The sequence below is a fragment of the Pseudomonas sp. HC1(2025) genome (assembly GCF_058742075.1).
The window spans coordinates 3299934-3321263 of record NZ_CP196017.1; the positions used below are offsets into that span (position 1 = coordinate 3299934).

A 21330-nucleotide genomic window follows, 5' to 3' on the forward strand; every position below is an offset into this window, starting at 1 on the left:
AGCCCGCCGCTTGCCCAGGAAGCAGAACATATGAACTCCTCCATCGCCGCCCTGCCCGTCACCACCCTGTCCAGCGCCAATGAAGCGCTGACCCAGCGTTTGCCCAGCGCCCTTGAGCTCAAGCACCAATTGCCTCTGAGCCCGTTCCTGACCGAGCAAGTCAACGCTCATCGCCAGGCGATCCGCGCGATTCTCACGGGTGAAGACTCGCGCCTGCTGGTCATCGTCGGCCCCTGCTCGATCCATGACCCCGAATCCGCCATGGAATACGCGCGCAATCTGAAGAAACTGGCCAATGACGTCAGTGACCAAATGCTCCTGGTAATCCGCGCCTACGTCGAAAAACCGCGCACCACCATCGGCTGGAAAGGCCTGGCCTACGACCCGCACCTCGATGGCAGCGATGACATGGCCGCCGGCCTCACGCTGTCACGGGAATTGATGCGCGAAATGCTGCGCCTGGGCTTGCCGGTCGCCACCGAGTTGCTGCAACCAATGGCCGCCGGCTACTTCGACGATGTGCTCAGTTGGGTCGCCATCGGCGCCCGCACCACCGAATCGCAGATCCACCGGGAAATGGCCAGCGGCCTGGGCATGCCTGTCGGCTTCAAGAACGGCACCGACGGCGGCGTGGCCATCGCCTGCGACGCCATGCGTTCGGCAGCCCATCCGCACCGCCACTTTGGCGTCGACAGCCAGGGCCATCCGGCAATCATCCAGACTCCGGGCAACGCCGACACCCACCTGGTGTTGCGCGGCGGCCATCGCGGCCCGAACTACGACCGCCAGAGCGTGGCCCAGGTCAAGACCGACCTGGCCAAAAGCAAAGTGGCCACGCGGATCATGGTCGATTGCAGCCACGCCAACAGCGGCAAGGACCCGATGCGCCAGCCAGCGGTGTTCAATGACGTGCTGGAGCAGCGCTTGCAGGGCGACACCTCGCTGATCGGCATGATGCTGGAGAGTCATTTGTTCGAAGGCTGCCAGCCGCTCAGCCCGTCGATGCGCTACGGCGTCTCGGTGACCGACGGCTGCCTGGGTTGGGATGGGACTGAGCAGTTGCTGCGTGAAGCGGCCGCACGTCTGCGCGATCAAGCCTGATGTAAATCAGTGGAACTTTGCCGGGAAATAACCGCCTGAATCCGGTACGCTCACCTTTTTTATTCAAGGAGTTACCCATCATGGCTAAAGCTACCGCCCGTCACATCCTGGTTGCCACCGAAGACAAGTGCAACGAACTCAAAGCCCAGATCGAAGGCGGCGCTGATTTCGCAGAAATCGCCAAAGCCAACTCCAGCTGCCCATCGAGCCGTGATGGCGGCAACCTGGGTTCGTTCGGCCCTGGCCAGATGGTCAAGGAATTCGACACTGTCGTGTTCAGCGCCCCGGTCAACACCGTGCAGGGCCCGGTGAAAACCCAGTTCGGTTATCACCTGCTGGAAGTGACCAGCCGCCAGGACTGATCCACATCTTTGCAAAACACAACGGCCCGCCTTTTGGTGGGCCGTTGTGTTTGTGTGCCAGTGGGGTGACTGGCGACCCGCGTGCGGTTAGGGTACAAGTCCCCTTCCTTCTTCACCCGGCGCTCAAGGCTGATAATGCGACTGGACTTACTCACGTTAGTTGGCTCTACCCTGGCCCTGCTGTTGGCGAGTTCCATCTCGTTTGCTGCCCCGCAACAGGCATTGACCGTCTACGGCGAACCTGCCAAGTACCCCGCCGATTTCAAGCATTTCGACTATGTGAACCCCGATGCCCCCAAGGGCGGCAGCCTCAAGCGCTCGGCCCTCGAAGTCGGCCGCTTCGACCATGTACTGCCGTATATCGACAAAGGCATCGGCGTCAGCCAGCTGGACGGCTGGGTGTACTCGCCCCTGGCCTACCGCTCGCTGGATGAGCCCTATACCGTCTACGGCCTGGTCGCGCAAAAGATGGAGCGCGCCGAGGACGGCCTGTACCTGCGTTTTTTCCTCAACCCCAAGGCGCGATTTGCCGACGGCAAGCCGATCACCGCAGAAGACGTACGCTATAGCTTCAACCTGCTGATGACCCAGGGCAGCCTGCGCTTTCGCACGCTGTTTGCCGACGTCAAGCACGTCGAGGTCGAAGGCCCGCTGCAAGTGCGTTTTGACTTCTCCAGCAACGAGAACCGCACCCTGCCCCTGGATATCGCGACCCTGCCGGTGTTCCCCGAACATTGGTGGAAAAGCCGCGACTTCGCCAACGGCGGCGGCTATGAGGTGCCCCTGGGCAGCGGTCCGTACAAAGTCAGCAAGATCAATTCCGGCAGCACTATCACCTTCCAGCGCGACCCCGACTGGTGGGGCAAGGACTTGCCCGTCAGCCGCGGCCTGTACAACTTCGACCGCTTGAGCCTGGAGTACTTCGGCGATACCGAAGTCGCGCGCCAGGTCCTGCGCGGCGGCGCCTATGACTTCAACCGCGAGTTCTCCGCCACCGGCTATTCCATCGGCTACAACGGCCCGGCCCTGGACGATGGCCGCCTGCAACGCGCGCACCTGGCCAAGCAAGCCCCGCAAGCGGCCCAGGGCTACGTGTTCAATATGCAAAAGCCGATATTCCAGGACCGCCGCGTGCGCCAGGCCCTGGCCATGCTCTGGGATTTCGAGTGGGCCAACCGGCAGATGATGCGCAACCTGTATATCCGCCAGCAAAGCTACTTTTCCAACAGCCCGCTGGCCGCCACCCAACTGCCCGACGCCCAGGAACTGGCGATTCTCGAACCCTTGCGCGGGCAGATCCCCGACGAAGTCTTCACCCAAGTGTTCAAGGCGCCGACCACCGACGGCAGCGGCATGATCCGCGACAAGCAACTGCAAGCCCTGGCCTTGCTGGAAGACGCCGGCTGGACGCCCAAGGGCGACAAGCTGGTGAACGCTGCCGGCGAACCCCTGGAGTTCACCTTCCTAAATGTGCAAAACGGCCTCGAACGCCTGCTGCTCCCCTATAAACGCAACCTGGCGCAGATCGGCATTACCCTCAACATCCGGCGCATCGACTCATCCCAGTACGTCAACCGCCTGATGACCCGCGACTACGACATGATCGTCACCGGCTTCCCGGTCACCACCTCGCCGGGCATGGAGCTGTACAACTTCTTCGGTTCCTCGTCGGCCTTCGACCCGGGCAGCAACAACTACATCGTCCTGCAAAACCCGGCGGTCGACACCCTGGTCACCGGCCTGGTGCGTGCCACCACCCAGGCGCAGATGCTCAGCTACGCCCATGCCCTGGACCGGGTGCTGCAATGGAATTACTACTGGATCCCCAATTACTACCCGCCCGGCACCTCGGCCGCGTGGTGGAACCGCTTCGGTCGCCCGGCCATCGAGGCCAGCAACGACGAGGCGCTGGAGTCGTGGTGGGAGGTCAGCCCCACACCCCTGACCAATGAGCAGATGAAAGCCGAACTGAACCAGCCGCGAGGTGCCCGCTGATGTTTGCCTATATCGTGCGGCGCCTGCTGCTGATCATCCCGACCCTGGTGATCATCCTGCTGATGAACTTTGTGATCGTCCAGGCCGCGCCCGGCGGGCCGGTGGAGCAAGCCATCGCCCACTTGCAGGGGATTGGCGGCGGGGGCGTCGGCGGCTCGGCCGGCGACGGCGTCAGCAGTGGCTCACGCGCCAGTCGCGGCCTGGACCCCAAGCTGATCAAGGACATCGAAAAACAATACGGCTTCGACAAATCCGCGCCCGAACGCCTGTGGCTGATGCTCAAGAACTACGCCCAGCTGGATTTTGGCAACAGCTTCTTTCGCGGCGCCACGGTGATCGACCTGATCCTGGAAAAGATGCCGGTGACCCTTTCCCTCGGCCTCTGGGCCACGCTGATCACCTACCTGGTATCGATCCCCCTGGGGATCCGCAAGGCGGTGCGCCACGGCAGCAGTTTCGATGTGTGGAGCAGCACCGCCATCGTCATTGGCTACGCGATGCCGGCCTTCCTGTTCGCGATGTTCTTGATCGTAGTCTTTGCCGGCGGCACCACCCTGAACTGGTTCCCGGTGCGGGGCCTGGTGTCGGAGAACTTCGAGCAACTGAGTACCCTGGGCAAGGTCGCCGATTATTTCTGGCACCTGGTGCTGCCGGTCAGCGCCCTGGTGATCGGTGGTTTCGCCACCTTGACCATCCTCACCAAAAACTCGTTCCTCAATGAAATCACCCGTCAGTACGTGGTCACCGCACGCGCCAAGGGCCTGAGCGAACGGCGCGTGCTCTACGGCCATGTGTTTCGCAACGCCATGCTGCTGGTGATCTCCGGGATCCCCCAGGCGTTTATCAGTGTGTTCTTCGCCGGTTCGCTGCTGATCGAGGTGATCTTCTCCCTCGACGGCCTGGGCCGCATGAGCTACGAAGCGGCGGTGTCGCGGGACTATCCGGTGGTGTTTGGCTCACTGTTTATCTTCACCCTGTTTGGCCTCTTGATAAAACTGATCGGCGACCTCTGCTACACCCTGGTGGACCCGCGTATCGACTTTGCCGCGAGGAACGCCTGATGCTCAATCTGTCTCCCGTGGCCCGTCGCCGCTTCGAGCGCTTCAAGCAAAACCGCCGGGGCTGGTGGTCGCTGTGGCTGTTTATCGGCCTGTTTATCCTGACCCTGGGCGGCGAGTTGATCGCCAACGACAAACCGCTGGTGCTGAGCTATCAGGACCAGTTGTATTTCCCGGTGTTCAAGCGCTACACCGAGCAGCAGTTCGGCGGGCAACTGCCATTCCAGGCCGACTACCGCAGTGACTACGTGCAGCAACTGATCAAGCAAGACGGCGGCTGGATGCTGTTCCCGCCGATCCCCTTCAGCGATGACACGCCCAACTACGAACTGACCCGCCCTGCCCCCAGCCCGCCGTCCACGGTGAACTGGCTGGGCACCGACGACCAGTCCCGCGATGTGCTGGCGCGGGTGATCTTCGGCGCGCGGGTATCGATCCTGTTCGCCCTCGGCCTGACCGCGATCAGCGCCGTCATCGGCATTGCCGCCGGTGCCTTGCAGGGCTATTACGGCGGCTGGGTCGACCTGCTTGGCCAGCGCATCCTCGAAGTGTGGTCGGGGCTGCCGGTGCTGTACCTGCTGATCATCCTCTCGGGGTTTGTCGAGCCCAACTTCTGGTGGCTGCTGGGGATCATGGCGCTGTTTTCCTGGCTGGCCCTGGTGGATGTGGTGCGCGCCGAATTCCTGCGCGGGCGCAACCTGGAATATGTGAAAGCCGCGCGAGCCCTGGGCCTGAGTGACGGCAAGATCATCCGCCGGCACATCCTGCCGAACGCGATGACCGCCACCCTGAGCTACCTGCCTTTCATCCTGACCGGGGCGATTTCCACCCTCAGCGCCCTGGATTTCCTCGGCTTCGGCATGCCGGCGGGCAGCGCGTCCCTGGGTGAGCTGATCGCCCAGGGCAAGCAAAACCTGCAGGCGCCGTGGCTCGGGCTCACGGCCTTTTTCACCCTGGCGCTGATTCTGTCGCTGCTGGTATTTATCGGCGAGGCGCTGCGTGACGCCTTCGACCCACGATCATGAAGGGCGATGCATCCATGACTGACAACCTGATCGAGATCCGCGACCTGTGCGTCGCCTTCAGCGGCCAGACCGTGGTGCGCAACCTGAGCCTGGATATCCGCCCCGGCGAGTGCCTGGCGCTGGTGGGCGAGTCGGGCTCGGGCAAATCGGTGACGGCCCATTCGATCCTGCAACTGCTGCCCCAGGCCGGCACCGCTACCACAGGGTCGGTGCGCTATCGCGGCCAGGAACTGCTCGGCGCCACCGCCAGCACCCTGCAAAAACTGCGGGGCAACCGTATCGCGATGATCTTCCAGGAGCCGATGACCTCCCTCAACCCCTTGCACAGCATCGAAAAGCAGATCGGCGAAACCCTGCTGCTGCACAAGGGCCTCGGCGGCAAGGCGGCCCAGGCGCGTATCCTCGAGCTGCTGGACCTGGTGGGCATCCGCAATCCCCAGGAACGCCTCAAGTCTTACCCCCATCAGTTGTCGGGCGGTCAGCGCCAGCGGGTGATGATTGCCATGGCCCTGGCCTGCGAGCCGGAACTGCTGATCGCCGACGAGCCGACTACCGCCCTGGATGTGACGGTGCAGCGCAAGATCCTGCTGCTGCTCAAATCCTTGCAGCAACGCCTGGGCATGTCCTTGCTGCTGATCAGCCATGACCTCAACCTGGTGCGCAGCATTGCCCAGCGCGTGTGCGTGATGCAGGCCGGGGAAATCGTCGAGCAGGCCGACTGCCAAACCCTGTTCAACGTCCCACGACACCCCTACAGCCGCCTGCTGCTGGATGCCGAACCGGTCGGCACGGCACTGTGCCAGGATGCACGCGAGACGGTGTTGCAGGTCGACGGACTGAGTGTGCGTTTCCCCATCGCTGGCGGGCTGTTCCGGCGCAAGCAGTACCTGCAAGCGGTGGACGGCATCAGCCTGGAACTGCAACGGGGCAAGACCCTGGGGATCGTCGGCGAGTCCGGCTCCGGCAAGTCCACCCTCGGCCAGGCGATCCTGCGCTTGCTCGACTCCAGCGGCAGCATCCGCTTCCAGGGCGAGGCCCTCGATAGCCTCAGCCAGAAACAGATGCGCCCGTGGCGCAAGCAGATGCAGGTGGTGTTCCAGGATCCCTATGGCAGCCTCAGCCCGCGCATGTCGGTGCAACAGATCATCAGCGAAGGCCTGGAAGTGCACGCGCCCTGCAGCCTGCAGGAGCGTGACGCGCAGGTGATCAAGGTGCTGCAAGATGTGGGCCTCGACCCGGCCAGCCGCCATCGCTACCCCCACGAATTCTCCGGTGGCCAGCGCCAACGCATCGCCATCGCCCGCGCCCTGGTGCTGCGCCCGGCCTTGATGCTGCTGGACGAGCCCACCTCGGCCCTGGATCGCACCGTGCAAAAACAAGTGGTGGCGCTGCTGCGTGAATTGCAGGAAAAGTACGGCCTGACCTACCTGTTTATCAGCCATGACCTGGCCGTGGTGCGGGCCATGGCCCACGACATGATCGTGATCAAGGACGGCAAGGTGGTCGAGCGCGGGCCGAGCCAGGCGGTGTTCGACTCACCACAGCACCCCTACACCCAGGAACTGCTGGCCGCAACGCAACTCCCTCTGTAGGAGCCGGCTTGCCGGCGATGGCGCCAGTAAAATCGCCATCGCCGGCAAGCCGGCTCCTACAGGGGATCAGGTCATTCATTCATCTTTTTTGTTGGCGCCCCGAGCATGAACACCACCGAAAGCCTCAAGGACTACCCGCACGTTCGTGGCCTGGCGATCCAGTCCCTGTTCGAGATCATCGAGCAGTCCAGCGAAGGCACGGTGATTGTCGACCGCGACGCCAACATCGTGTGGATGAACGAGCGCTACGCCAAGCGCTTCGGCCTCAAAAGCGCCGACCAGGCCATCGGCCAGCCGTGCGAGCAGGTGATCTCCAACAGCCTGCTGCGCCAGGTGGTGCGCAGTGACCAGCCGATCCTCCTGGATATCCAGGACACGCCCAAAGGCCCGTTGGTGGTGATGCGCCTGCCGATCCACGACGATGCCGGCAAGGTCATCGGCGCCATCGGTTTTGCCCTGTTCGATGAGTTGCGCAACCTCTCGCCGATGATCGAGCGCTACCTGAGCATGCAACAGGAGTTGGCCTCGACCCGTTCGCTGCTGCGCTCGCGCCAGAGCAAATACAACTTCGCGCACTTTATCGGCACCAGCGCTGCCAGCCTGGAGGTCAAGCGCCGGGCGCGGCGCAGTGCCAGTGCCGAGTCGCCGGTGTTGCTGCTGGGCGAAACCGGCACCGGCAAGGAGCTGTTGGCCCAGGCCATCCATGGCGCCTCGCCACGCGCCCATAAGGCCTTTGTCAGCATCAACAGCGCCGCCATCCCCCACGACCTTCTGGAAGCCGAGTTTTTCGGCACCGCGCCCGGCGCATTCACCGGCGCCGACCGCAAGGGCCGCGCCGGCAAACTGCAAATCGCCCAGGGCGGGACGTTGTTTCTCGATGAAATCGGCGACATGCCGTTGCCCCTGCAAAGCAAACTGCTGCGGGTGCTGCAGGAGAAAGAGTTCGAGCCGGTGGGCTCCAACGAAATGATCCACAGCGACGTACGGGTGATCGCCGCGACCTCCACCGACCTGGAAGCCGCGATCAAGCGCGGCGAATTTCGCGCCGATTTGTATTACCGCCTCAACGTATTGCCGATCCAGGTCCCGCCCCTGCGCGAACGCCTGGATGATATTCCGGCGTTGAGCGAAGCGATCCTGGAAGAACTGCGCAGCCAGCATGAGCTGGACCGCGAAGCCCTGGCGCTGCTGGCCGAGCATGCCTGGCCAGGAAACATCCGCGAGTTGCGCAACGTGCTGGAGCGCGCTGCGTTGCTCAGCGATGACCTGGTGTTGGATGCGCGGGAAATTCGTGCGGCGATTGGTACGTTCAGCCCGGTAGAGCGCAGCGCCGTGGCGCCAGTCGAGGTCCAGACCTTCAGCGCGGCACGGCAGCGGTTTGACCGGCAGTTGATTGCGGCCGCGTTGCGCCAGTGCGAGGGCAATGTGATCGAGGCGGCCAAGCAATTGGGGCTTGGGCGCTCGACGCTGTACAAGAAGATGGTGGCGCTGGGCATCGCTCAATCTCAATAAAGAGACGAAAATCTATTTACCAAGACACTCCCCCCTGTAGGAGCGGGCTTGCCCGCGATAGCGGTGTGTCAGGCAACAAATCCGTGCCAGGTAGACCGCCATCGCGGGCAAGCCCGCTCCCACATTTGATCTGGATTTGTCTTGATATAGAGACACGGCTTGACCACAAACTATAAATATCTATATATATCAATAGCTTACAAACTTGGCACAATTCCCGCTATAGCCCCTTCCTACAGCATTACCCCACAACAATAACAATCCGATGGAGACACACCATGAGTGTGATCATTGCCCTGGCGGCGCTCGCGCTGCTGATGCTGGCCGCCTACCGTGGCTATAGCGTCATCCTGTTTGCCCCCATCGCCGCCCTTGGCGCCGTACTGCTCACCGACCCTTCCGCCGTCGCCCCCGCCTTTACCGGGGTGTTCATGGAAAAAATGGTCGGCTTTATCAAACTCTACTTCCCGGTGTTCCTGCTCGGCGCGGTGTTCGGCAAGCTGATCGAGCTGTCAGGCTTTTCGCGCTCGATCGTCGCGGCCGCCATCCGTTTGCTCGGCACCCGCCAGGCGATGCTGGTGATCGTGCTGGTGTGTGCCCTGCTGACCTACGGCGGCGTGTCGCTGTTTGTGGTGGTGTTTGCGGTGTACCCGTTCGCCGCCGAGATGTTCCGCCAGAGCAATATCCCCAAGCGCCTGATCCCGGCGACCATTGCCCTGGGCGCGTTCTCGTTCACCATGGACGCCCTGCCCGGCACGCCGCAGATCCAGAACATCATCCCCAGCACCTTCTTCAACACCACCGCCTGGGCCGCGCCGTGGCTGGGTCTGATCGGCACGATCTTTGTGTTCTGCGCCGGCATGCTGTACCTGGCACGCCAGCGCAACAAGGCCCAGCGTGCCGGCGAAGGCTATGGCACCGACTTGCGCAACGAGCCGGAAACCGCCGAAGACCTGAGCCTGCCCAACCCGTGGATCGCCCTGTCGCCGCTGATTCTGGTGGGGGTGATGAACCTGCTGTTCACCCACTGGATCCCGCAGTGGTACGGCAAGACCCACAGCCTTGCCCTGCCGGGCATGAGCGCGCCGGTGACCACGGAAATCGCCAAGCTCACCGCAATCTGGGCGGTGCAGGCGGCGTTGCTGGTGGGGATCATCATGGTCCTGGTGTTCGGCTTTTCGGCGATCAAGAGCAAGTTGGCCGAAGGCAGTAAAAGCGCAGTCAGCGGCGCGTTGCTGGCGGCGATGAACACCGCTTCGGAATACGGCTTCGGTGCGGTGATCGCTTCGCTGCCGGGCTTCCTGGTGTTGGCGGACTGGCTCAAGGGCATCCCCAACCCGCTGGTCAACGAGGCGATTACCGTGACCCTGTTGGCCGGTATCACCGGCTCTGCTTCCGGCGGCATGAGCATCGCCCTGGCGGCCATGTCCGAGAGCTTTATTTCCGCGGCCCATGCCGCCAATATCCCCCTGGAAGTGCTGCACCGGGTCGCGGCCATGGCCAGCGGCGGCATGGACACCCTGCCACACAACGGCGCGGTCATCACGCTGCTGGCAGTGACCGGGCTGACCCACCGCGAAGCCTACAAGGACATTTTCGGCATCACGATCATCAAGACCCTCGCGGTGTTCGTGGTGATTGGTACTTTCTACGCCACCGGCATTGTGTGAGGTTTTCATGACGACATTGAACGGCAAGACCGCCCTGGTCACCGGCTCCACCAGCGGCATCGGCCTGGGCATTGCCCTGAGCCTGGCCAAGGCCGGCGCCAACCTGATCCTCAACGGCTTCGGCGATGCCAGCGCGGTGATCGCCCAAGTGCAGGCGTTTGGCGGCAAGGTCGGCCATCACCCGGCCGATGTCAGCGACCCGGCGCAGATCGCCGAGATGGTCGCCTACGCCGAGCGCGAGTTCGGTGGCATCGACATCCTGGTCAATAACGCGGGCATCCAGCATGTGGCGGCGGTGGAAGATTTTCCGGTGGAGCGCTGGGACTCGATCATCGCCATTAACCTGTCGTCGGTGTTCCACAGCACGCGCCTGAGCCTGCCGGGCATGAAGGCCAAGGGCTGGGGGCGGATCGTCAACATCGCTTCGGTGCACGGCCAGGTCGGCTCGGTGGGCAAGGCGGCCTACGTCGCGGCCAAGCATGGGGTAATCGGCCTGACCAAGGTCGTTGGCCTGGAAACCGCCAGCAGCAACGTGACCTGCAACGCCATTTGCCCGGGCTGGGTCTTGACCCCGCTGGTGCAAAAGCAGATCGATGACCGCATTGCCGCAGGCGTCGACCCGCAACAGGCCCAGCATGACCTGCTGGCCGAGAAGCAGCCGTCGTTGGAATTTGTCACGCCACCGCAGTTGGGTGAGCTGGTACTGTTCCTGTGCAGCGAGGCCGGCAGCCAGGTGCGTGGCGCGGCGTGGAACATCGATGGCGGGTGGTTGGCCCAGTAAACCCAAACACCGCACCCCCTCTGTAGGAGCAGGCTTGCCTGCGATAGCGGTCGGCCAGCCACCACTGCTATCGCAGGCAAGCCAGCTCCCACAGTTTGGATGTGTGATGCCTGGCAGATTTCATACAAGAACAAGAGAGTGCGCCATGTCCGATATCCTCTGGCAACCCAGCCCGGAACGCATCCACAACACCCGGATGGACCAGTTCCGGCGCTTTATCAATGATCGCCACGCCTTGCAGATCAACGATTACCCCAGCCTGCACCAATGGAGCATCGACCAGCGCCCGGCGTTCTGGGCGGCGATTGTCGAGTTCTTCGACGTGCAGTTTCGTACGCCGCCCGGCACAGTGCTGGTGGAAGGCGCGCAGATGCCCAGCGCGCAGTGGTTTCCCGGCGCCACCCTGAACTTTGCCGAGCACCTGCTGCGCCGCCGCGATGACCACCCCGCCGTGGTCGCCATCAGCGAAGACGGCCAGCGCGAACAACTGACCTATGCCGAACTGGCCCGCCACGTCGCCGGCCTGCAGCGCAGCCTGCAAGCAGCCGGCGTGGGCCTGGGAGATCGGGTGGCGGCGTGCATGCCCAATACCTGGCAAACCCTGGTGGGCATGCTCGCCACCACCAGCCTCGGGGCGATCTGGTCGTGTTCCTCGCCGGATTTCGGCACCCAAGGGGTGATCGACCGCTTCGGCCAGATCGAACCCAAGGTGCTGATCACCTGCGCCGGCTATCGCTACGCTGGCAAGCTGATCGACCAGAGCGCCAAGCTCAATGAAATCCTCGAGCGCCTGCCCACCCTGCAACACCTGATCATCGTGCCCTACGCCCGGCCCGAGGCGCGCGTCGAGGATTACCAGACCCAGGCCAACGTAGCCCTGTGGGATGACTTCTACCGCCCGGGCGGCGAACCACAGTTTGTCGCCGTGCCCTTCGACCACCCGCTGTACATCCTCTACTCCAGCGGCACCACCGGCGTGCCCAAGTGCATCATCCACGGCACCGGTGGCGTGCTGCTGACCCACCTCAAGGAACACGGCCTGCACGCCGACCTGTCGCGCGACGACTGCTTGTTCTACTACACCACCTGCGGCTGGATGATGTGGAACTGGCTGGTCTCGGTACTGGCCATCGGCGCCACGGTGGTGCTGTATGACGGCTCGCCGTTTCATCCGGGGCCCGAGCGCCTGATTGACCTGATCGACCAGGAGCGCATCAGCGTGTTCGGCACCAGCCCGAAATTCCTCGCCACCCTGGAAAAAGCCGGCCTGCAACCGCGCCGCAGCCATGACCTGGGCAGCCTCAAGGGCCTGATCTCGACCGGCTCGCCACTGTCGCCCCAGAGCTACGACTACGTGTACCGCGAGATCAAACAGGAGCTGTGCCTGTCGTCGATGTCGGGCGGTACCGATATCGTCTCCTGCTTTGTCATCGGCAACCCGGTGCTGCCGGTACGGCGCGGTGAAATGCAATGCAAGAGCCTGGCGATGGCCATCGAAGTGTGGGACGACCAGGGCCGGCCGCTGGTCGGCGAAAAAGGTGAGCTGGTGTGCACCCGGCACTTCCCGGCCATGCCCATCGGCCTGTGGAATGACCCCCAGGGGGAAAAACTGCGCGCCTCGTATTTCAGCCAGTTCCCAGGTGTGTGGGCCCAGGGCGACTATGCCGAGCAACGCGCCAATGGCAGCCTGCTGATCCACGGGCGTTCGGATGCAGTGCTCAACCCCGGCGGAGTACGCATCGGCACGGCGGAGATCTACCGCCAGGTGGAAAAAGTCCCGCAGGTCCTGGAAAGCCTGGCCATCGGCCAACGCTGGCAGGACGATGTGCGCGTGGTGCTGTTTGTGCGGCTCAATGACGGCGAACACCTGGACGCCGCCCTCGAACAGCAGATCCGCGAGGTGATCCGCGCCAACACCACGCCGCGCCACGTGCCGGCGAAGATTCTCAGCGTGAGTGACATCCCGCGCACCATCAGCGGCAAGATCGTCGAACTGGCGGTAAGAAATGTCGTGCATGGCGAACCGGTGAAAAACACCGATGCCCTGGCCAACCCCGAGGCCCTGGAGCAGTTTCGCGACCGCCCTGAGCTGGCATAAAAGATGAAAGGTTTCAGCGCCCACACACTCATTTGAAGATAAACCCCTCAAGCATGCTATTTTTCGAGGGGTAGCCAGCCGTTTCCGCAGCACGGGATAATCGGCTTCTGTCATTCTTCAAGACGTTACGCGCGGGACACTTACATGAACGGATCACCCACCGGCAGCGAGGCCGCGGCCCTGATCGCACGGCTGGACTGGGCCACAAGCCCCCTCGGTGATGCCAGCCACTGGCCACAAAGCCTGCGCACGGCAATCGATATCGTCATCCACTCACCGATGCCGATGCTGTTGCTGTGGGGCGACGAACTCACGCAGATCTACAACGATGGCTTCGCCCTGCTGGCCGGCAACAAGCACCCCCAGGGCTTTGGCCAGCCGACCCACCGGGTCTGGCCGGAACTGCAACACTTCACCGCCCCCATCTACAGCGCCGTGCTGGCCGGCCAGGTGCGCACCTTCAGCGAGCAGCGTTTTGTCCTGCAACGCAACCACCGCGATACGGAAATCTGGCTGGACCTGACCTACAGCCCGATCCGCGACGAACGTGGCCGGGTCGCCGGGGTCCTGGTGACGGCGATTGAAACCAACGAGCGCCGGCAACTGGCCCAGGAGCTGCAACAACGCTCCGAGGCCAGCCTCAAGGCCCAGCACGATACCGAGCAACGCTTGCAACTGGCCCTGGCCGCCACCGATGCAGTGGGCACCTGGGACTGGGATATCAGCGAAGACCGCTTTATCGCCGACAGCCATTTTGCCCAATTGCATGGGGTTGATCCGGTTAACGCCCACCAGTTGCCCATCAGTGACTACCTGCAAGGCGTGCACCCGGAAGACCGCGGCATGGTGGCCCGCAGCATCAAGCATTGCATCACCCATGGCACCGAGTACGCCGAAGAATATCGCCTGCTCCAGGCCGACGGGCAGATACGCTGGGTGTTCGCCCGGGGCCGCTGCTACAAGGATCACCACGGCCGACCGGCGCGTTTTCTCGGTGCGGCCCTGGACCTGACTGAACGCAAGCACACCGAGCAAGCCCTGCGCCAGAGCCAGACCGAGCTGCAACTGATCATCAACGCGATGCCGGTGCTGATCGGCTATGTGGATCACCAGGAGCGCTTTCGCCTGAACAACAGCGCCTACCTCGACTGGTACGGCCTGACCCCGCAAGAGCTGTATGGCAAGACCATCCTCGAAGTGATCGGTGCCCAGGTGTACGCCGGGCGCGCCGAAAAAATCGCTGCTGCGCTCAAGGGCAAGGCGTGCAGTTTCATCACCGTCACTCCCCATCGCGACGGTCGGCCCCGGCATGCGCTGATGAAGTACCTGCCACGCTTCAGCGCCGATGGCTCGGTCAATGGCTTCTACATCTTTGTGATCGATGAGACCGAACGCAAACTCACCGAAGAAGCCCTGCGCCACCTCAACGACAACCTCGAAGAACGCGTGGCCCAGCGTACCCAGGCCCTGGCCGAGGCCAACCAGCGCCTGCAAAACGAAATGTTCGAGCGCGAGCGCGCTGAAGATGCGCTGCGCCATGCGCAAAAAATGGAAGCGGTCGGCCAGCTCACGGGCGGGATCGCCCATGACTTCAACAATATGCTCACCGGCATCATCGGCAGCCTGGACCTGATGCAACGCTACATCGCCGCCGGGCGCAGCGATGAGATCGGGCGCTTCACCGATGCCGCCGTATCCTCGGCCCATCGTGCGGCGGCCCTGACCCATCGCCTGCTGGCCTTCTCCCGGCGCCAGTCGCTGGACCGCCGGCCCCTGGACCCAAACCAGTTGGTTGCGTCCCTGGAAGACCTGTTCCGCCGTACCAAAGGCGCCCATATCGACCTCAAGGTGCAACTGGGCAGTGATATCTGGCCGGTGAACACCGACGCCAGCCAACTGGAAAACGCCCTGCTCAACCTGGTGATCAACGCCCGCGACGCCATGCCCGATGGCGGCCAACTGAGCATCGAGACGGCCAACAGCTACCTCGACGGCACCGACATCACCACCCTGGAACCGGTCAAGGCCGGCGACTACGTGATGCTCGGCGTGTGCGACAACGGCGCCGGCATGACCCCCAAGATCCTGGCCAAGGCCTTCGACCCGTTTTTCACCACCAAGCCCATCGGCCAGGGCACCGGCCTTGGGTTGTCGATGATTTATGGCTTTGCCCAGCAATCCGGCGGCCACGTCACGATCCACAGCGAACCGGGGCGTGGCACCTGCGTGCGCCTGTACCTGCCGCGCCTGTACGGCACCGCCCTGGAAAAAGTCCTGCCGCAAATCCCCGTGGAAGCCCCCGTGGCGCTGGATGGCGAAGCCGTGGTGGTGGTCGAGGACGATGCCGCAGTGCGCATGCTGGTGGTCAACCTGCTCGATGAGCTGGGCTACACCGCCCACCAGGCTGCCGATGCACGCGCGGCCTTGCCGTTGCTGGAGTCTGACCTGCGGGTGGACTTGCTGGTGACCGATGTCGGCCTGCCCGGCATGAACGGCCGGCAACTGGCGGAAATCGCCCGCCAGCACCGCCCTGAGCTCAAAGTGCTGTTCATGACCGGCTATGCCGAAACGGCCGCCGAGCGCCGGGGCTTCCTGGAAGACGGCATGGACATGGTGGCCAAGCCGTTTTCCATCGACCAGTTGGCCACGAAAATCCGCAGCATGATCGGCGTCAATGGCCAAGTTGATGCATAATCCCGCGCCTTCAAGCCCGACCGTTGCAAGGTAACTGCCCGATGAAAGCCCAAGCCCGCCATATCCTGGTCAAGACCAGCGAAGAAGCCGAACAGCTCAAGCAGCGTATTGCCAAGGGCGAAGCCTTTGATGTGCTGGCCAAGAAGTTCTCCACCTGCCCGTCCGGCAAGCGCGGCGGCGATCTGGGTGAAGTGCGGCCGGGGCAGATGGTGGGGGTGATTGATGCGGTGATCTTCAAGAAACCGCTGCGGGTGGTGCATGGGCCGATCAAGAGCAAGTTTGGGTATCACTTGGTGCAGGTGTTCTACCGCGACTGAGGGGTTGGCTCAAGGCCGCTATCGCAGGCAAGCCAGCACCCACATTTGGAGATGTGAACCCGGCCAAATGTGGGAGCCGGGCTTGCCCGCGATCCGCCGCAGGCGGCCTTATAGCCTGGGAATCAGCGCACCCGGAACCTGGATCACCTGGCTCGCCAACCGGTGCCCCGCCAAGCCCGCCTCTTGTGGCGACCCACCCCTGAGCCGGCTGGCCAGATACGCCGCACTGAACGAATCCCCCGCCGCCGTGGTGTCCACCACCTTCTCTACCACCACCGCCGGCACCGCAAAACGCTCGCTGCCCCGGCGAATCAGACAGTCATCCGCCCCGCGCTTGAGCACCACTTCATCAATCCCCGGGTAGGCGGCGAACACCTGCTCGCTGTCGGCATAGCCAAACAGCGCACGTTCGTCGTCCTCCGTGAGCAAGGCCATATCCACCAGCGCCAACACCTGCTGATAGGCCTTATGAGCGGCTTCGACACTGGCCCACAGACGCGGCCGATAGTTGTTGTCGAACACCACCCGGGCGCCACGTTGGCGGGCTTGCAGCAACATGGCCAGCAGGCGTGCGCGCCCCACTTCACCCAATACCGCCAGGGTGATGCCGCTCAAATACAGCACATCGTAGCTGGGCAAGGCGGCCAGGACCGGTTCGGCCCCTGGCGTGGTGAAGCAATCGCGCACCGCCGCTTCGTTGCGCCAATAGAGGAATTTGCGCTCGCCATTGGCATCGGTCTGGATGCAATACAAACCCGGCAGGCGGCCTGGCAGGCGCTGGACGCGGTCCAGGCCAAGGCCTTCGGCGGCCCATTGCGTGCACATGGCATCGCTGAAACTGTCATCGCCCAGGGCGGTGACGTAATCCACCGTGCTGTTGGCGCCCAGCTCGCGGCGTAGGTAGACGGCGGTGTTCAGGGTGTCGCCACCGAAGCTCTGTTGCAGGCTGCCGTCGGCGCGGTGTTGCAGTTCGATCATGCATTCGCCGATCAGGGCAATGCGCGGGTGTGGGGTCATGCTCGGATTCTCGGCTGGGTTTTGGGGCCTCATCGCAGGCCAGCCAGCTCCCACATTGGGATTTGTGAACACATTCAAATGTGGGAGCTGGCTTGCCTGCGATGGCCGCGACGCGGTCTAGAAACAGGTGTGCAATGTCTCGATCACCTGCAACTGCTCATCCACCAAACACCCCACCTGCCACTTATCAAAGGTCAGGCACGGGTGCGAGGTGCCAAACGAGATGATGTCGCCAATGCGCAGCTCAACCCCCGCCGCCACGCTCATGAAGGCGTGCTGGTCCATCACCGCCGTAACCTTGCAAGCACTCACGTCATCGCCCACCGCAGGCAACACGCCGGCCTTGTAGCGCTTGAGTGGCACCGGCAGGCCGGCGTCGTAGGCCACGTCACGCTTGCCCAGGGCAATCACTGCAAACCCCGGCTGCGGCAACGATTGCACATGGGCCCAGACTTCCAGGGCCGGGCGCAGGCCTTCAGTGAGGTCGCTGCGCCGGTCGAGCACACAGCATTGCGCCTCCTTGTAGATGCCGTGGTCGTGGGCCACATAGCTGCCGGGGCGCAGCACACTGAGGAAGCGCCCTTCGGCGTTTTGTGCGGCGAAGGACTCGGCGATCAGGTCATACCAGGCCGAGCCCGATGCGGTGATGATTGGCTTGCCCAGGTCAAAGGCCCCGCTGTTCTGCATATCCACCGCCAGGCGCACCAGGGACGCAGCAAACTCGCGAATGCCGCTGACGGCATGCTCGCCGTGGATCACCCCTTCGTAACCTTCGATGCCGGTGAGCGCCAGGGCCGGCTGGGCCTTGATTGCCCGCGCCAGGTCCAGCACCTCTTGCTCGCTGCGGCAACCGCAACGGCCGCCGACCACGCCGTATTCGATCATCACGTTCAGGCGCAGGCCACGGGCAGCGAAGAACGCGCCCAGGTCAGCCACGTTGTCCGGGTGATCGACCAGGCAATGGAAGTCAAAGCCGGGGTCAGCCAGCAGCTCGGCGATCAGCGCCATGTTCGGCGCGCCCACCAATTGGTTGGCCATCAATACCCGGCGCACGCCACCGGCATAGGCCGCGCGGGTCTGCACGGCGGTGGCCAGGGTGATGCCCCAGGCGCCCTGCGCCAACTGACGCTGGAACAGCGCCGGCATCATGCTGGTCTTGCCATGGGGCGCCAGTTGCGCGCCGCTGCTGCTGACAAAGTCCTGCATCCAGCGGATGTTGTGTTCCAGGGCCGCGCGGTGCAGCACCAGGGCAGGCAGGCTGACGTCGCGTACCAGGTGGGCACCGCTGGCGGCGGCACCTTTTTCAACGGCATTGAAGGCAGACATGGCGTTACTCCGTTTCGCTATTCATTGATGCGACGGGCCAGGTTATTGGCGCTTTCGATCAGCACCCGGCGGTAGTCGGCGTAATTGTTCTTGGCGTCGGCCCGTGGGGCGACGATGCACAGGGTCGCAATGGCGACGCCCTGGGCGTCACGCACCGGGGCGGCAAAGCAGTGGGTAAAGGTGTCGGCAACACTGTCGAAGGAAAAGAACCCGTCGACAGTGGCCTGGCGGATCTGCCCGAGGAAGGTGTCCAGGGGTAAACGCTGGCCGTCCGGCAGGATAAAGTCGTCGTGGTCGATCAGGTCGATGATCTGCTGGTCGCTCAAATGCCCCAGCAGCAAGCGCCCGGAAGCGGTCCAGGGAATCGGCGCGTTTTCACCGATATCCGAAGAAATCCGGAAATGCCGCTCGCCCTCGCGCATCAGCGCCACCGTGTACTTGCGCCCGTTGAGCAGGCACATCTGCGCGGTCTCGTGGGTTTGGCTGACGATCTCCTGCAAGGCGTGATCGGCCTCGCGGGTCAGGTCGAAATGGCGCAAGTGGGCCTGGCCGAGGAAGTACAACTGACGCCCCAGGTACACGTGCCCGTCCTTGCCCACGGTTTCGAGAATCCGCCGCTCCAGCAGGGAGGCGACCAGTTCGTAGACCGTGGACTTGGGGCTGCCGATGCCACTGGCAATATCGTTGGGGCGCAGGGGCTGGCCGACTTCCTTGAGAAAATCGAGGATATCGAACGCCCGGTCCAGGCCTTTGGCGCGGCGTTTGATGGTGTCTTCGGTCATGGCGGTCTTCATCAGCGTAAGAGGTCCACGTGGGGCGGAGCTGTTGTGGGAGCGGGCTTGCTCGCGAAAGCGGTGTGTCAGCCAACAAATCTGGCACTGATACACCGCTTTCGCGAGCAAGCCCGCTCCCACCCGAATTCACTCCCACATTGAATTTTTAATGGTCTTGAGATCGGGCATTTAGCCTTTTTTCTTGTAGGCCACGCAATCGATCTCAACCTTGCAATCGACCATCATATTCGCCTGCACACAGGCCCGTGCCGGGGCGTGTTCGGGGGTGAAGTACTCGCCGAAGACTTTGTTGAAACTCCAGAAATCCCGCGGGTCCTCCAGCCATACGCCGACCCGGACCACGTCTTCAAGCCCGTAGCCGGCCTCTTCAAGGATCGCCACCACGTTCTTCATGGTCTGGTGGGTCTGCTCGACAATCCCGCCATTGATGATCTCGCCCTCCACCGCCGGCACCTGGCCCGACACGTACAACCAGCCATCGGCCTCCACCGCACGGGCGAATGGACGGGGTTGGCCACCACCGGCGGTGCTGCCGGCGCCGTAACGAGTAATGCTCATAATGTTGCTCCTTGATTAAAAACGAATACTTTTCAGAAATTCCGCCAGGCGTGGCGATTGCGGGCGCTCGAAGATGTCTTGGGGCGGCCCCTGCTCTTCAATCCGGCCCTGGTTCATAAACACGATGTTGTCCGAGACCTCGTAGGCAAAGCGCATTTCGTGGGTCACCAGCAACATGGTCATGCCCTCTTGCGCCAGGCCCTTGATCACACTGAGCACTTCGCCGACCAACTCCGGGTCCAGCGCCGAGGTCACTTCGTCGAACAGCATCAGGCTGGGGTTCATCGCAATCGCCCGGGCAATCGCCACCCGCTGTTGCTGACCGCCGGACAACTGACCGGGGAAGTGGTTGCGCCGTTCCAGCAGGCCCACGCGCTCCAGCCATTTTTCCGCGAGGGCCACTGCCTCGTCCTTGCCCATATGCTTGACCTTGAGCAGGCCCAGGGTGACGTTCTGCAACGCGCTCAGATGGGGGAACAGGTTGAATTGCTGGAACGCCATGCCGGTCATGGCGCGGTGTTGGGCGATGAGTTTTTCCGGGTGGCGTACGCGCTTGCCGGCAACATCGGCATAGCCAATGGACTCTCCGTCGAGGGTAATCTGCCCGCCCTGGAACTCTTCCAGCAGGTTGACGCAGCGCAGCAGCGTGGTCTTGCCCGAGCCGCTGGAGCCGATCAGGGTCACCACGTTGCCGCGCTGCAGCGACAGGTCGACGCCCTTGAGAACCTCCACCGCGCCGTATTGTTTGCGCAGGCCGCTGATGTTGAGCAATGGTTGATTCATGGCAAGGCCACCCGCTTTTCAATGTAGCGCCCGAATAACTCGATGGCGTAGTTGATGACAAAGAACAGAAAGCCGGCGAACAGGTAGAACTCCAGGGTCATGAAGGTCCGGGCGATCACTTGCTGAGTGCTCAACAGCAATTCGGCGACGCCGATCACCGACAGCAGGGTCGAGGCCTTGACGATCTCGGTGGAGGAATTGACCCAGGTCGGCAAAATCTGCCGCAGTGCCTGGGGCAGCAACACATAGCCCAGGGACTGATAGAAGGTCAGGCCGATGGCCTTGCCCGCTTCCAGTTGCCCACGGGGAATGGCTTGCAGCGCACCGCGCACAATCTCGGCGACATGGGAGCCGCAAAACAGCGTCAGGCCCAGGGCGCCGGCCTGGAACGCACTGATCTGCCAACCGAGCGCCGGCGCCATATAGAAGCAGGCCAGCACCAGCACAAACACCGGGGTGCCACGGATCAGGTCAACGTACAGACGAAACGGCGCGCGCATCCAGAACTTGCCGTAGGTCAGCACCAACCCGGCGACAATGCCGATCAGGGTGCCGAAGATAATCGCCAGCACCGAGCAATACACACTGGTCTGGAACCCCGCCCACAGGGTTGCCCGGGCGATCCACAACTCATGCAGCCAATACAT

Annotated in this window: 18 protein-coding genes; 12 read left to right on the forward strand and 6 right to left on the reverse strand. The window is 63.1% G+C overall.

The window, feature by feature from the left end; genetic code table 11:
• Nucleotides 1–30 precede the first annotated feature (30 nt).
• The 12 genes from ACSSVH_RS14780 (at nt 31) to ACSSVH_RS14835 (ending at nt 16205) form a co-directional block, all read left to right on the forward strand.
• Nucleotides 31–1101, forward strand: a complete 1071-nt coding sequence (locus tag ACSSVH_RS14780; RefSeq protein WP_169956525.1) for a 3-deoxy-7-phosphoheptulonate synthase — start codon at nt 31–33, stop codon at nt 1099–1101.
• An 80-nt stretch (nt 1102–1181) separates the two neighbouring features.
• Nucleotides 1182–1463 (forward strand): peptidylprolyl isomerase, encoded by a 282-nt coding sequence (locus ACSSVH_RS14785; RefSeq protein ID WP_032861429.1) that lies wholly within the window; start codon nt 1182–1184, stop codon nt 1461–1463.
• 135 nt (nt 1464–1598) lie between these two features.
• Nucleotides 1599–3458: an extracellular solute-binding protein gene (locus tag ACSSVH_RS14790; RefSeq protein ID WP_492633383.1), complete on the forward strand. Its 1860-nt coding sequence runs from the start codon at nt 1599–1601 to the stop codon at nt 3456–3458.
• Nucleotides 3458–4519 (forward strand): microcin C ABC transporter permease YejB, encoded by a 1062-nt coding sequence (locus tag ACSSVH_RS14795; RefSeq protein WP_492633384.1) that lies wholly within the window; start codon nt 3458–3460, stop codon nt 4517–4519. Before ACSSVH_RS14790 ends, ACSSVH_RS14795 begins: the two co-directional genes overlap by 1 nt.
• Nucleotides 4519–5541: an ABC transporter permease gene (locus ACSSVH_RS14800; RefSeq protein WP_170057146.1), complete on the forward strand. Its 1023-nt coding sequence runs from the start codon at nt 4519–4521 to the stop codon at nt 5539–5541. The genes ACSSVH_RS14795 and ACSSVH_RS14800 overlap by 1 nt, the downstream gene beginning before the upstream one ends.
• A 14-nt stretch (nt 5542–5555) precedes the next feature.
• Nucleotides 5556–7133 carry an ABC transporter ATP-binding protein gene (locus ACSSVH_RS14805; RefSeq protein WP_492633385.1) on the forward strand — a complete coding sequence of 526 codons (1578 nt, stop codon included), beginning with the start codon at nt 5556–5558 and terminating at the stop codon, nt 7131–7133.
• A 105-nt stretch (nt 7134–7238) separates the two neighbouring features.
• Complete coding sequence (locus ACSSVH_RS14810) at nt 7239–8645, forward strand: sigma-54 interaction domain-containing protein (RefSeq protein WP_169956536.1); 1407 nt, start codon at nt 7239–7241, stop codon at nt 8643–8645.
• 278 nt (nt 8646–8923) lie between these two features.
• Nucleotides 8924–10315: a GntP family permease gene (locus ACSSVH_RS14815; protein WP_029293751.1), complete on the forward strand. Its 1392-nt coding sequence runs from the start codon at nt 8924–8926 to the stop codon at nt 10313–10315.
• Nucleotides 10316–10322: 7 nt separating this feature from the next.
• Nucleotides 10323–11096 carry a 3-hydroxybutyrate dehydrogenase gene (locus ACSSVH_RS14820; protein WP_492633386.1) on the forward strand — a complete coding sequence of 258 codons (774 nt, stop codon included), beginning with the start codon at nt 10323–10325 and terminating at the stop codon, nt 11094–11096.
• Between the two features lie 145 nt (nt 11097–11241).
• Nucleotides 11242–13194, forward strand: coding sequence for an acetoacetate--CoA ligase (locus ACSSVH_RS14825; protein WP_492633387.1), 1953 nt, complete (start codon nt 11242–11244; stop codon nt 13192–13194).
• A 144-nt stretch (nt 13195–13338) separates the two neighbouring features.
• Nucleotides 13339–15888 (forward strand): PAS domain-containing protein, encoded by a 2550-nt coding sequence (locus tag ACSSVH_RS14830; RefSeq protein ID WP_492633388.1) that lies wholly within the window; start codon nt 13339–13341, stop codon nt 15886–15888.
• 41 nt (nt 15889–15929) lie between these two features.
• The gene (locus ACSSVH_RS14835; protein WP_029293742.1) at nt 15930–16205 is read left to right on the forward strand and encodes a peptidylprolyl isomerase; all 276 of its coding nucleotides are present in this window, start codon (nt 15930–15932) and stop codon (nt 16203–16205) included.
• A 108-nt stretch (nt 16206–16313) separates the two neighbouring features.
• Here ACSSVH_RS14835 and ACSSVH_RS14840 read toward each other — a convergent pair whose 3' ends face one another.
• The 6 genes from ACSSVH_RS14840 to ACSSVH_RS14865 all read right to left on the reverse strand — a co-directional run bounded on the left by ACSSVH_RS14840 (nt 16314) and on the right by ACSSVH_RS14865 (nt 21330).
• A complete protein-coding gene (locus tag ACSSVH_RS14840; RefSeq protein WP_492633389.1) occupies nt 16314–17222 on the reverse strand; it encodes a sugar kinase in 909 nt (302 codons plus the stop codon).
• 117 nt (nt 17223–17339) lie between these two features.
• Nucleotides 17340–18548 (reverse strand): amino acid deaminase, encoded by a 1209-nt coding sequence (locus tag ACSSVH_RS14845; protein WP_169956568.1) that lies wholly within the window; start codon nt 18546–18548, stop codon nt 17340–17342.
• A gap of 17 nt (nt 18549–18565) precedes the next feature.
• On the reverse strand, nt 18566–19330 hold the full coding sequence (locus ACSSVH_RS14850; protein WP_169956620.1) for an IclR family transcriptional regulator: 765 nt from the start codon (nt 19328–19330) through the stop codon (nt 18566–18568).
• 180 nt (nt 19331–19510) lie between these two features.
• Nucleotides 19511–19900: a RidA family protein gene (locus tag ACSSVH_RS14855; protein ID WP_032857221.1), complete on the reverse strand. Its 390-nt coding sequence runs from the start codon at nt 19898–19900 to the stop codon at nt 19511–19513.
• A gap of 15 nt (nt 19901–19915) precedes the next feature.
• Nucleotides 19916–20683, reverse strand: coding sequence for an amino acid ABC transporter ATP-binding protein (locus tag ACSSVH_RS14860; protein WP_169956570.1), 768 nt, complete (start codon nt 20681–20683; stop codon nt 19916–19918).
• A complete protein-coding gene (locus ACSSVH_RS14865) occupies nt 20680–21330 on the reverse strand; it encodes an amino acid ABC transporter permease (RefSeq protein WP_057440845.1) in 651 nt (216 codons plus the stop codon). The genes ACSSVH_RS14860 and ACSSVH_RS14865 overlap by 4 nt, the downstream gene beginning before the upstream one ends.